This is a genomic window from Burkholderia sp. Ac-20349, from assembly GCF_017104865.1.
In the GTDB taxonomy this organism is placed as follows: Bacteria; Pseudomonadota; Gammaproteobacteria; order Burkholderiales; family Burkholderiaceae; genus Burkholderia; species Burkholderia aenigmatica.
This window is the reverse complement of sequence record NZ_JAAGPM010000197.1, coordinates 1-11,134: the sequence shown is the minus strand read 5'-3', so window position 1 is coordinate 11,134 and position 11,134 is coordinate 1. Positions and strand designations below refer to the sequence as shown.

Annotated in this window: 10 protein-coding genes; 5 read left to right on the top strand and 5 right to left on the bottom strand. The window is 67.7% G+C overall.

What is annotated here, in order from left to right:
* Nucleotides 1–100: 100 nt before the first annotated feature.
* The 3 genes from scpB to G3N61_RS35620 all read right to left on the bottom strand — a co-directional run bounded on the left by scpB (nucleotide 101) and on the right by G3N61_RS35620 (nucleotide 3,514).
* Nucleotides 101–910: a methylmalonyl-CoA decarboxylase gene (gene scpB, locus G3N61_RS35630; RefSeq protein WP_205824704.1), complete on the bottom strand. Its 810-nt coding sequence runs from the start codon at nucleotides 908–910 to the stop codon at nucleotides 101–103.
* Nucleotides 907–2,130, bottom strand: coding sequence for a CaiB/BaiF CoA-transferase family protein (locus G3N61_RS35625; protein ID WP_205824703.1), 1,224 nt, complete (start codon nucleotides 2,128–2,130; stop codon nucleotides 907–909). Before G3N61_RS35625 ends, scpB begins: the two co-directional genes overlap by 4 nt.
* A 61-nt stretch (nucleotides 2,131–2,191) precedes the next feature.
* Nucleotides 2,192–3,514, bottom strand: a complete 1,323-nt coding sequence (locus G3N61_RS35620) for an MFS transporter (protein ID WP_043181673.1) — start codon at nucleotides 3,512–3,514, stop codon at nucleotides 2,192–2,194.
* Between the two features lie 170 nt (nucleotides 3,515–3,684).
* Here G3N61_RS35620 and G3N61_RS35615 point away from each other — a divergent pair, with 170 nt between their 5' ends.
* From G3N61_RS35615 to G3N61_RS35605, 3 genes are all read left to right on the top strand, one after another.
* Entirely contained in the window at nucleotides 3,685–4,614 is a 930-nt protein-coding gene (locus tag G3N61_RS35615) for a LysR substrate-binding domain-containing protein (protein WP_089450069.1), read from the top strand.
* Between the two features lie 123 nt (nucleotides 4,615–4,737).
* Nucleotides 4,738–5,079, top strand: coding sequence for an SMR family transporter (locus G3N61_RS35610; RefSeq protein WP_205824702.1), 342 nt, complete (start codon nucleotides 4,738–4,740; stop codon nucleotides 5,077–5,079).
* A 126-nt stretch (nucleotides 5,080–5,205) separates the two neighbouring features.
* A complete protein-coding gene (locus tag G3N61_RS35605; RefSeq protein WP_205824701.1) occupies nucleotides 5,206–5,850 on the top strand; it encodes a LysE family transporter in 645 nt (214 codons plus the stop codon).
* On the opposite strand, the gene G3N61_RS35600 is transcribed toward G3N61_RS35605, so the two are convergent.
* On the bottom strand, nucleotides 5,836–6,996 hold the full coding sequence (locus tag G3N61_RS35600) for an enolase C-terminal domain-like protein (RefSeq protein ID WP_205824700.1): 1,161 nt from the start codon (nucleotides 6,994–6,996) through the stop codon (nucleotides 5,836–5,838). The two genes, G3N61_RS35605 and G3N61_RS35600, sit on opposite strands and share 15 nt — an antisense overlap.
* A 508-nt stretch (nucleotides 6,997–7,504) precedes the next feature.
* Between G3N61_RS35600 and gabP the strand changes: the two genes are divergently transcribed.
* Together gabP and G3N61_RS35590 are read left to right on the top strand one after the other, a co-directional pair.
* Nucleotides 7,505–8,899: a GABA permease gene (gene gabP / locus G3N61_RS35595; RefSeq protein WP_089450666.1), complete on the top strand. Its 1,395-nt coding sequence runs from the start codon at nucleotides 7,505–7,507 to the stop codon at nucleotides 8,897–8,899.
* Nucleotides 8,900–9,189: 290 nt separating this feature from the next.
* Entirely contained in the window at nucleotides 9,190–10,287 is a 1,098-nt protein-coding gene (locus G3N61_RS35590; protein ID WP_241018058.1) for a GlxA family transcriptional regulator, read from the top strand.
* A 121-nt stretch (nucleotides 10,288–10,408) separates the two neighbouring features.
* On the opposite strand, the gene G3N61_RS35585 is transcribed toward G3N61_RS35590, so the two are convergent.
* Nucleotides 10,409–10,753, bottom strand: coding sequence for a cupin domain-containing protein (locus G3N61_RS35585; RefSeq protein ID WP_006752094.1), 345 nt, complete (start codon nucleotides 10,751–10,753; stop codon nucleotides 10,409–10,411).
* Between the last annotated feature and the right edge of the window lie 381 nt (nucleotides 10,754–11,134).

The window sequence follows — 11,134 nt, the reverse complement described above, 5'->3', positions numbered from 1 at the left end:
ACTGGATTTCAGGCCGGTCGTCTTCCGTTCTCCCGCGTAGCGACGCGAGCGCGTCCGCGCGCTCGCGTCGCATGCGCGCCCGGCTCGCGCGACACGTCGCCTAGACGCCGCGAAACACCGGCGCGCGTCGCTCCGCAAACGCGCGCAGCCCTTCGTCGAAGTCCGCGCCTTCGCACGCTTGCCGGCGCAGCTCGGCAATCCGTTCGAACGCGTCGGCCGGCAACGGCCGTGCGTCCTGCAGCACCCTCAACTGCTCCTTCACCGCGTACACCGCGAGCGGCGCCTTCGCGGCGATCGTGCGCGCGACGTCGAGCGCCGCATCGTCGACACCGCCCGCGTCGGCCAGCCGGTTCACGAGCCCGTGATGCGCGGCGCGCTCCGCATCGAGCGGTTGCGCGCAGAAGAACATCTCCTTCAACACGTGGATCGGCAGGTTGTCGTAGAAGCGCAGCAGGCCGCTCGTCGAATACGGCAGGCCGATGTTCGCGGGCGTCATCGCGAAACGCGCGTCGCGCGCCGCGACCACCAGGTCGCAACTCATCACGAGATCGACCGCCCCGCCCCACGCCGAGCCGGCCACCGCCGCGATCACCGCGCCCGGATAAGTCCGCACGCGCCGCAGCGCCCGTTCGAGCGGCTTGCCGTGCGCGAGCGGATCGCGATCGTCGGCCAGTTCGCGCAGGTCGTGCCCTGCGCTCCACACGTCGCCGCTGCCGTCGTTCGACAGGATCACGACCGGTGGCGGACGATGTTCGGCCAGCGCATCGAGACGCGCGACGAGCGCATCGAGCAATGGCGCGTCGAGCGCATGCCGTCGCGCCGGGTTCGCGAACCGTACGCGCGCGATCCGCTCGCCGATCATGTCGACCGTCACGTTCGACGCCCCTTCGTGTTTCGTCGTGTCGCTCATTGCACGGCCTCCGCCACTGCTTCCGCCTGGAAGATCGCACGCCCGGCCAGCAGCGCGTCGATCGCGTCGTCGCCGTAGCCCGCTTCGCGCAACACGTCGACCGTATGCTCGCCGAGCAGCGGCGGCGCATGACGCGTGCGCGGCGCCGGCAGGTCGTCCCCCATCCCGCCGAGCGGCGTGACGACCTGGCGCAGCGTGCCGAGCGTCGGATGCGCAACCGGCTCGACCAGCCCGCAATGCGCGAGCTGCGGATCGTCGAACACTTCGTCGAGCGTGTTGATCGGCCCGGCCGGCAGCCCGGCGTCGACGAAACGCTGCGTCCATTCGCGCTTGCCGCGCGTGCGCAGCCGGCTTTCGAGCAACGCTTTCAGTTCGTCGCGGTGCGCGACGCGTGCGTCGTTGGTCGCGAAGCGCGGATCGTTCGGCAGTTCGGGCAGGTCCAGCAACTGGCACAGCCGCAGCCACATGTCGGTCGTGATCGGTGCGAGGTTGAGCGGCCCGTCGGCCGTCTCGAACACGCCGTACGGCGCGATCACCGCATGCGCATTGCCGGTGCGGCGCGGCACGTCGCCGAGGCTCAGATAGCGTTGCCCGTGCACGCTCAGCAGCGAAACGAGGCTTTCGAGCAGCGACGTGCCGACGTGCTGGCCGCGCCCCGTGCGCTCGCGCTCGTACAGCGCGGCCAGCACGCCGGTTGCGACCCACATCCCCGAGCTGAGATCGCCGATCGCGGTGCCCGTGCGGGTCGGCTCGCCGTCAGGAAAACCGGTGAGGCTCATCAGCCCCGCATAACCCTGCGCGATCTGGTCGAAGCCGGGCCAGTCGCGCAACGGGCCGCGCGGGCCGAACGCGGTGACGCTGCCCATCACGAGCCGCGGATCGCGCGCGCTCAGCGCGGCGTAGCCGAGCCCCATCGCGTCCATCGTGCCGGCCTTGAAATTCTCGATCACGACGTCGGCCTGCGCGATCAGCCGGCGCACGACGTCGAGGCCGGCCGGCTGCCGGAAATCGACGCAGATGCCGCGCTTGTTGCGGTTGCAGGACAGGTAGTACGTGCTCACGCCGCGATCGAACGGCCCCCATGCGCGGCTCATGTCGCCGTGCGGCCCCGACTCGACCTTGATCACGTCGGCGCCGAGATCGGCGAGCACCATCGAGCAGAACGGCCCCGACAGCGCGCGGCTCAGATCGACGACCTTGATTCCTTGTAATGCCTGCATTCCGGACTCCTGATATTGATGACTGGGTGTGGCTCGTTTCAGAACGATCGCGGCGCACCGCTCATTCGGGCAGCGTCTGGTGGCGCGTTTCGACCGCGAACGGCAGGATCAGGATGCCGAGCCCGAATACGGCCGCGGTCCATGCGACCGGCACGCCGAGCGATCCGTAGCCGTGAATCGCGGCGCCGAGCAGGAAGTTCACGCCTGCGCCGATGAAGCGGCCGACCGACGCGTTGAACGCGAACGCGGTGGCCCGTACGCGCGTCGGGTACTGCTCGGGCAGCCACAGCGAGAAGATCGCGAAATTGCCGCCGAAGAAACCGAGGAACGCGAGCGACACCATGAACGCCGCGAGCCCGTTCGGCTGGTAGAACGCCCAGCCGAACGCGAACACGATCGATGCGGCCATGCCCGCGAAATACACGCCGAGAGCCGTGCGCCGGCCGAGCCGTTCGGACAGCCAGGGAGCAACGAGGCAGCCGACGATCGTCGCGCACGACAGGATCGCCGCGCCGACCGACGCGAGCCGCAGTGCGCCGATGTGATCGATGCCCGCGCGCGCCGCCAGCGTGCTGACCGCGCTCGCCTCGTAGACGGAGCCGGCCCACAGTCCGACGATCGCGACGCCGACGAGGCTCGCGCTCGTCAGCGTGCGGCGCAGGAAGGCCGGCGCGAAGATCTCGCGCAGCGGATGCGCGCGCCGCGCGTCGGCCACGTCGCCGTCGCGCGCATCGTGCCGGCGCCACTGCCCCGGCTCCTTCACGCGCATCACGGTGAACACCGCGAGCAGCGCGGGCGCGAGGCCGCACAGGAACATCGCGCGCCAGCCGTAGGTCGCACCGATCGTGTAGTTCAGGCACGCCGCGATGAAGAAGCCGAAGTAGTAGCCCGTCTGCAGGTAGCCGGCGCCCATCTTGCGGCGATCTTCCGGCCAGCTCTCGGCGACGTAGGTGCCCGCCAGCGCCCATTCGCCGCCGACACCGATCCCGGCGATCAGCCTGCATGCGGCCAACGCCCACACGTCGTGCACGAACGCGGCCGCGCCGGTGAACACGGAGTAGATCAGGATGCTCGCGGCGAGCGTGCGCACGCGGCCGAAGCGGTCGGCGAGCGGCCCCCAGATGAACGACAGCCCCCAGCCGATCAGGAACAGCGCGAACAGGATCGAACCGTACATCCCGAGATTCGCGGGCGTCGCCGCGATGCCGGACGCCGGCAGCAGTTCGGTCAGTGCCGGAATCAGCACCAGCGCATAGATCACCGAATCCACGCCGTCGAGCACCCAGCCCGCATACACGGCCCAGAAGCCCTTGACCTGCTCGCGCGTGAGCGGCGTGCGCTGCGGCTTCGCGCCGGCCGCCGGCGCGTCGATCGCCTTGAACATCTTCGTCTCCTTGCCGGCGGGGCCGGCGCGTTTGCCGCGTCCGGTCCGGGATGGCCGGGAGGCTGGCTCTTTTGTGAGACGAGTATAGAAACCCCATCGATCGGGGAAAAATATGATATTCATCTTGCTCGATCGGATTGGCTTATGGCTCGAATCGGGAGGCGGCGGCGATGGACTTGAGGCAGTTGCGCTATTTCGTGAAGGTCGTCGAATGCGGCAACGTCACGCATGCGAGCGAGGCGCTGCATGTCGCGCAGCCGGCGGTCAGCCAGCAGATGCGCAATCTCGAACAGGATCTCGGGATGCAGTTGCTTGAACGCAGCGTGCGCGGCGTCGCGCCGACCGCCGCCGGCCGCACGCTGTATCAGCACGCGCTCGACCTGCTGCGCCAGGCCGACGGCACGCGCGAGCTGCTGCGCCGCGACGCCGACACGCCACAGGGCCGCGTGACGGTCGGGATGCCGTCGAGCACCGCGCGCGTGCTGGCCATTCCGCTCGCCCGCGCGGTGCGCGACCGCTACCCGGGCATCATGCTGGAGCTGATCGAGGCGCCGAGCGCCGATCTCGACACGCTGCTCGAACGCGCGCGGCTCGATCTCGCGATCGTCGTCGACGCGGTCGACACGCGCGGCATCGCGATCCACCGGCTGCTGACGGAGACGCTGTACCTGATCACGTGGCCCGGGTTCCAGGTGCCGGACGATCCCGTGCCGCTCGACGCGATCGCGCGGATGCCGCTCGTGCTGCCGAGCGCGCCGAACACGATCCGCAACCGGGTCGACTGGGCGATGCGCGAGGCCGGGCTGTCGTACGAGATCAGCTTCGAGGCGAGCTCGACCGGGCTGCTGTTCGCGGCCGTGATGGCGCAGCTCGGCGTGACGATCCTGCCGTGGACGGCCGCGCACGTCGAGATCGAGGAGCGCAAGCTCAAGCTGTCGACGGTCGCGCACCGGCTGTTCGCGCGCGACCTGTCGCTGTGCTGGCACGATACGGCGCTCGTCAGCAACGCGGTGCAGAAAGTGAAAACCGAGATCGTCCGGCTGTTCGACGCGCTCGGGCAGCGGCCCGAGTGGGCGTCCGGGCAGGCCGACGGCGCGTGACGGGTACGCCGCGTGCCTTGTGCCGCCGCGCCCCGCGTACTAAGCTCCGTTCATCCTGGGTACCGCTGACACCGCCACTTCTCCTCGCCGCTCGGTATAAGCGTCGGGGGAAGGAGGCCGTTCGTGTCCCCGCTCCAGTCTGCCTGGCTTTTGCTGGGCGTCAGTGTCCTCGCCGAAGTCCTCGGCTCCGTCGGCCTGAAATTGTCGGCCGGCTTTTCCCGCCCGTTCCCCTCCGCGCTCACCGTCGTCTGTTATGCCTGCGCGGTGTGGCTGATGGCGCTCGCGACGAAGCGCCTCGAAATGGGGCTCGCGTATGCAAGCTGGGCCGCCGCCAGCACCGCGGCCACAGCCGTGATCGGCATCGTCTGCTTCGATGAATCGGTGTCGTCGCTGAAGCTCGCCGGCATCGCGCTGACCGTCTGTGCGCTCATTGCGCTCAACCTCGGCGAAGCGGCCACGCACTGACCGGCGTCGGGACGGTCATCGGCGTATGGGCGCCTGGCGGGGCATTGACAACGCCCCCGGGCACCCCTTAACGTTTCGTTCATCGTAACCATTACCGGTTCAGCTTAAGAGGTTGTCGGCCCGCCCGTGCTCGACACCTCTGCCTTCGCCGAAGGCCTGCTGCTTGGCGCCGCCCTGTTCACGTCGGTCGGCCCCAAGGACGCCTTCGTCATCAAGCGCTCGATCTCGAGCCCCCATCTGCTCTCCATCGCCCTCGTCTGCGCAGGCAGCGACGCGCTGCTGATCGCGCTCGGCGCGCACGGGTTGTCGTCGTTGCTGTCGCAGCATCCCGGCGTGGTATCGGCCGCGTTGTGGGCCGGCATCGCGTATCTCGCCGGCTATGGCCTGCTCGCCCTGCGCTCCGCGATCCGGCGGCGACAGCCGGAGCACGTCGATGGGCCACGCCCGGGCAGCGAACCCACGCGGTCGCGCACGGTGCTCGCGACCGCCGCCGTCTCATTACTCAATCCGTATGCGTGGATCGACACCGTGCTGCTGCTCGGCACCGTGATCGTGAGCCACGCGCCCGCCGCACGCGCGCCGTTTGCGATCGGCGCGATGACGGCTTCGCTCGCGTGGTTCCTGCTGCTCGCCTATGGCGCACGCGCTTGCCGCGCGTGGTTCGCCCACGTGCTGGCATGGCGCCTGCTCGATTGCTTCGTCGCGGCGATGATGCTCGGCTTCGCGGTGCGTTTCGCGATCGACGCGCTTCAGGCGTCAGCGGCTCGATAACGCGCGAAACACGTCGTGTGCGCCGGCATGGAGCTCGAAGCCGATGCCCGGTGCTTGCGGTACGGGTGCATGTCCGGCGTCGACACTCGCGCCATCGGCCAGTCCGCTGAACGGATGGAACGCGAACGGATTGACTTCCGCGCCGCCGAGCCCGAGCGCCGCGACGACATGCAGCGAGAACAGGTGGCCGCCGTGCGGCCAGAATGCGTCGCGCCGCCAGCCGCGCGATGCGAAGTGGTCGACGATCTGCAGATAGCCCGGCAGCCCGTAGCAGTGCACCGGATCGAACACCAGCACGTCGCGCTCGGGGCGCAAACCGCCGTAGCGGTCGAGCAGCTTCGCTTCCGCGAGCGAGAACAGCGCCTCGCCGGCCGCGATCGGCGATGCGTAGCGCGTGGCGAGATCCGCCTGGAGCGGCAGGTCGTGCGGATCGCAGATGTCCTCGAACCACCAGAGGTCGAACGGCGCGAGCATCGCGGCGGCCGCGTCGACGGTCGTCGCGTCGTACGTGTTCATCGCGTCGACCGCGAGATGCGAACTGTCCGCCAGTTGCGTGGCCGCAGCTTCGATACGCCTGCGGTCCTGGTCGAGATCCGCGCCGCCGATCTTGATCTTCGCGTGCGTGTAGCCGAGATCGACGATGCGGCGCATCTCGTCCGACAGACGCGCGAGATCGTCATGCGGATAGCGGTAGCCGCCGCCTGCATAGACGCGCACGCGTGGTGCTGCCGTGCGGTCAAGCCGGTCGGCGAGCAAGCGATGAAGCGGCAAGTGTGCGATTTTCGCGGCGGCATCCCAGATCGCCATGTCGAGCGTGCCGACTGCGACGCATCGTTCGCCGTGCCCGCCCGGCTTCTCGCCGGCCATCATCGCGCGCCATGCGCGGAACGGGTCGAGGTTCGTGCCCGCTTCGTCCGCGAGCGTGTCGGCGGCGGCCAGCAGGCGCGGCGCGAACCGTTCGCGAATCAGGCCGCCCTGCGCGAAACGGCCGACCGATGCGTAGCCGTAGCCCGTCACGGGACGCCCGTCGCGCACGACGTCGGTGACGACCGCGACCACACTCGTCGTCAGGCCGCCGGACGCGATCGCCGGATCGGCATAGCGGGACACGGGAATCGCTCGTTCGTGGATCGCGGTGATGCGCATGGTCGGGGTTCCGGGAATACGTTCGGTGTTCGCAGGTCATGCACGCATGGTGGCCGGCGCGACGGGCGGATCGCTGCATCATAGGTGCTTGCGTAACGCCTTGCAGGCTCGCGAACGTCATGCGACGTGATTGGCAGCGTCCGAATCGCGCCGCTCCACATCGGCGTACCGACGCGTTCCCCGTCACGCGCTGCACGTGTCCTGCCCTGTCATCCGCGCCCGATATCGGCGGCGCCTGCCGATATCCGATCGCGCCCCGCAATCCGCGTTTGCCCGGGGCATCGCCGCTTCCATCGACATCACACGTGAAAAGTGTCGCCGCCGATCAACCGCGCGTCGCATTTGTTATGGGTTGCGGTCGGATATTTTCTAGATCGCGTGGTTTTGTGCCGAGAAGATACATGTCGTCAGGCAGGCCAACGCATGCGGAAACGCCGCGATGGCTCCCTGCAACGGGCAGCTCATTGAACAACAAACCAGATACTGGAAACAGGGATTGGAGGACGACATGAATGGTAGTCATACGGGCCTGGCGACCGGCCTGAAGCCACGCCACGTCACGATGCTGTCGATCGCGGGCGTGATCGGCGCAGGCCTGTTCGTCGGCTCCGGCCACGCGATCGCGGCAGCAGGACCGGCAGCGTTGATCGCCTATGCACTGACGGGCGCGCTCGTCGTCCTCGTGATGCGCATGCTCGGGGAAATGGCCGTCGCCCATCCGGACAGCGGCTCGTTCTCCACCTATGCCGATCGCGCGATCGGCCATTGGGCCGGCTTCACGATCGGCTGGCTGTACTGGTGGTTCTGGGTACTCGTGATCCCGATCGAGGCGACGGCGGCGGCCACCATCCTCAACGCGTGGTTCCCGGGTATCGCGACGTGGATTTTTGCGCTCGGCGTCACGCTGCTGCTGACGGTGACCAACCTCTTCTCCGTCAAGAACTACGGCGAATTCGAATTCTGGTTCGCGCTGATCAAGGTCGTCGCGATCGCCGTGTTCATCGCGATCGGCGGTGCGGCCGTGTTCGGGCTGCTGCCGGGTGGCCACGCGTCGGGCTTCTCGAACCTGGTCACGCACGGCGGGTTCATGCCGAACGGGATCGGCGCGGTGTTCGCCGGCATGCTGATGACGATGTTCTCGTTCGTCGGCACCGAGATCGTGACGATCGCCGCGGCCGAATCCGAGCATCCGGAGCGGCAGATCGTGCGCGCGACGAATTCGGTGATCTGGCGCATCTCGCTGTTCTATCTCGGCTCGATCCTGTTCGTCACCGCGATCGTGCCGTGGAACGACCCGTTGCTGCCGGTACACGGCTCGTACCAGCGCGTGATGGAACTGCTCGGCGTCCCGCATGCGAAAGCGATCATCGACGTGATCGTGCTCGTGTCGGTCGCGAGCTGCCTGAACTCGGCGCTGTACACCGCGTCGCGGATGCTGTTCTCGCTGTCGAAGCGCAAGGATGCACCGGCGTTCCTGCATCGCACCGATTCGACCGGCACGCCGCGCGCGGCCGTGCTCGCGTCGACCGCGTTCGGCTTCCTGACCGTGATCGCGAACTACGTGGTACCGGAACAGGTGTTCAACGTGCTGATCGCGACGTCCGGCGCAATCGCGCTGCTCGTGTATCTGGTGATCGCGGTGTCGCAACTGCGGATGCGCCGCATGCTCGACGTGAGTGGTTCGGCGCTGACGCTGCGGATGTGGATGTTCCCGTGGCTCACGTGGGCAGTCATCGTGTTCATCTGCGGGACGCTCGTCACGATGCTGTTCCTCGACGGCCACCGGATGGAAGTCGCGGCAACCGGCGTGCTCGCCGGGCTCGTGCTGATCGCCGCGTGGCTCAACCAGCGCAGCCGCGATGCGCAGTCGAGCCTCAGCCGCCGCGGCGTGTCGTCGGCCTGAGGACACATCGACGCGCGCAGGCAGGCGCGCGATTGCCGCTGCCGGCGAGGCGGTCGCATCGGGCTTCGCGAGTTTCGGGTGCGTGGCGCCCTGCGCCGACGACTGCCATGCCACGGCGATGTTTCCACTCGACCCGGCCGGCAATATCCCGGCCGCGTCGTTCACGACGTTTGTCCGCACGGCAACCCGGCGCGGCGGCCCACGTTGCCCGCCGGTGCGATTCGCCGAGCATCGCGCCGGCCCCCCTTGTCTTGCATCTGCGCGAGCAGCTGCCTTATCCGCGCATCATCATGAGTCATGCAGCACCTGTCGCCAGCCCGCCGGAACCCGCCATGCCGGCCCGTATCCGGTTCGGCTTCGTCCTGTTGCCGAATTTCACGCTGACGGCGTTCTCGGGCATGATCGACGTGCTGCGGCTCGCGGCCGACGAAGGCGACAACAGCCGTCCGGTCAGACTGTCGTGGACGATCCTCGGCGACATGGCCGCCCCCGTTCGCGCCAGCTGCGGGATCCAGATCCCGGCGTGGGAGTCGTTGAACGCGCGTCAGGAATACGACTACGTGGTCGTCGTGGGCGGGCTCCTGCATGCCCGCTCGGAACTCGACGCGGCCACGCTGGAATTCATTCGCGCGGCCGCATCGACCGGTGCGATGCTGGTCGGCATCTGCACGGGCGCGTTCGCGCTGACCCGTGCGGGCGTGATGGCCGGACACCGGATCTGCATCAGCTGGTTTCACTACTGGGATTTCATCGAGCGGTTTCCGTCCGTCGATGCGAAGCTCGTGGTGTCCGATCGCCTCTACGTGGTGGACGGCCGGCGCGTGACCTGCTCCGGCGGACGCGCGTCGATTGACGTCGCGGCCGCGATCCTGGTGCGGCACATCGAGCCGTCGATCGTCTACAAGGCGCTCCGGATCCTGCTGGTAGACGGACGCGAAACGGTCAGCGCGCCGCAACCGCATCCGCCCGGCGTCGCGCCCAACGCGCATCCGAAGGTGAAGCGCGCGATCCTGCTGATGGAACAACACATCAGCCACTCGATTACGATCGACGAGCTGGCGCGACGGCTGGACGTCTCGTCGAGACAGCTGGAACGGCTGTTCAGGGAAGCGACCGGCAGCGGGCCGGCGGCGTGCTACCGGGCAATCCGGATTCGCACGGCCGCATGGATGCTGACGCATCTGGACAAGAACATTTCCGAAATCGCGGCCGCCTGCGGATTTGCCGATGCGTCGCATCTCGGGCGCGAGTTTCGGCGCGCGTACGGAATGTCGCCGAGCGCGTATCGCGAGCGTCAGGCACCCGGCGCGATCGGCGGGATAGCGGAACCGGCCGGGCACGCGACCACGCTCGGCGAGCTGTTTCCGAACCGGAACGAGTTTTATTGAGCCGGAATCCGCCGCGGGTCATCCCGGCAGCCATCCCCGTTCGGGGGTATCGGCTGACGGGTGCGGCTCAACGTGTCGGAACGACCGGCGCCTTTTGCGCAGGCCGATCCGATCCATTCACTCAGGCGAACACGAAATACTTGCGCACCGTCTCCACCACTTCCCACGTCCCTTTCATCCCGGGTTCGATCACGAATACGTCGCCGGCCTTCAGGTGCACCGCCTCCTCGCCTTCCGGCGTGATGATGCAGTAGCCGTCGAGGAAGTGGCAGTACTCCCATTTCTCGTAGTTCACCTCGAACTTGCCCGGCGTGCAGATCCAGGTGCCCATGATCTTGCTGCCGTCCTTCGAGAGATAAGCGTTCAGGTTCACGGTGTGCGGATCGCCGCCGATGCGCTTCCACTTGGTCGCGTCAAGGACGGGGGTCGGGCAGGTTTCGCGCAAGACGGTGATGAAATCGGACATGTCGGCTCCAGACTAACGATCGTGTAAGAGAGGCCTGTCACGTTAGTTCGAAAGCGTGGTGGGGACTTGTATGCTTCCGACGCGGACTCGTCTATTTTCGACACGGGCGTGCGGGCGGGCACTCCGCCTCGGCAGCGATTCAATGGTCCGGTTGAGGATCGCCACAATGCCGAATGACCATCCCGCACGCTGCGCGGTGCGGCCCCGGCATGGACGCTCTGGCCTCGACATAAACCGGATCTTTCACGGCCGGGGGGGGTGTCAGGATTTCCGTGTTCAAGGCGGGTTGAGATTCACACGGATGGTCGAACGAATCGATCCTCGTAAAGGATGGCGAACTGGTTCATAGCCGCCTTCCAGTCATGAGCAGCACGCCCCCAA

What these genes read in the sequence shown, in the direction of transcription:
- gabP (WP_089450666.1), top strand. Translation starts at nt 7,505, where the DNA reads ATGAATGGTAGTCATACGGGCCTGGCGACCGGCCTGAAGCCACGCCAC.
- G3N61_RS35590 (WP_241018058.1), top strand. Translation starts at nt 9,190, where the DNA reads ATGAGTCATGCAGCACCTGTCGCCAGCCCGCCGGAACCCGCCATGCCG.
- G3N61_RS35615 (WP_089450069.1), top strand. Translation starts at nt 3,685, where the DNA reads ATGGACTTGAGGCAGTTGCGCTATTTCGTGAAGGTCGTCGAATGCGGC.
- G3N61_RS35620 (WP_043181673.1), bottom strand. Translation starts at nt 3,514, where the DNA reads ATGTTCAAGGCGATCGACGCGCCGGCGGCCGGCGCGAAGCCGCAGCGC.
- G3N61_RS35625 (WP_205824703.1), bottom strand. Translation starts at nt 2,130, where the DNA reads ATGCAGGCATTACAAGGAATCAAGGTCGTCGATCTGAGCCGCGCGCTG.
- scpB (WP_205824704.1), bottom strand. Translation starts at nt 910, where the DNA reads ATGAGCGACACGACGAAACACGAAGGGGCGTCGAACGTGACGGTCGAC.
- G3N61_RS35585 (WP_006752094.1), bottom strand. Translation starts at nt 10,753, where the DNA reads ATGTCCGATTTCATCACCGTCTTGCGCGAAACCTGCCCGACCCCCGTC.
- G3N61_RS35600 (WP_205824700.1), bottom strand. Translation starts at nt 6,996, where the DNA reads ATGCGCATCACCGCGATCCACGAACGAGCGATTCCCGTGTCCCGCTAT.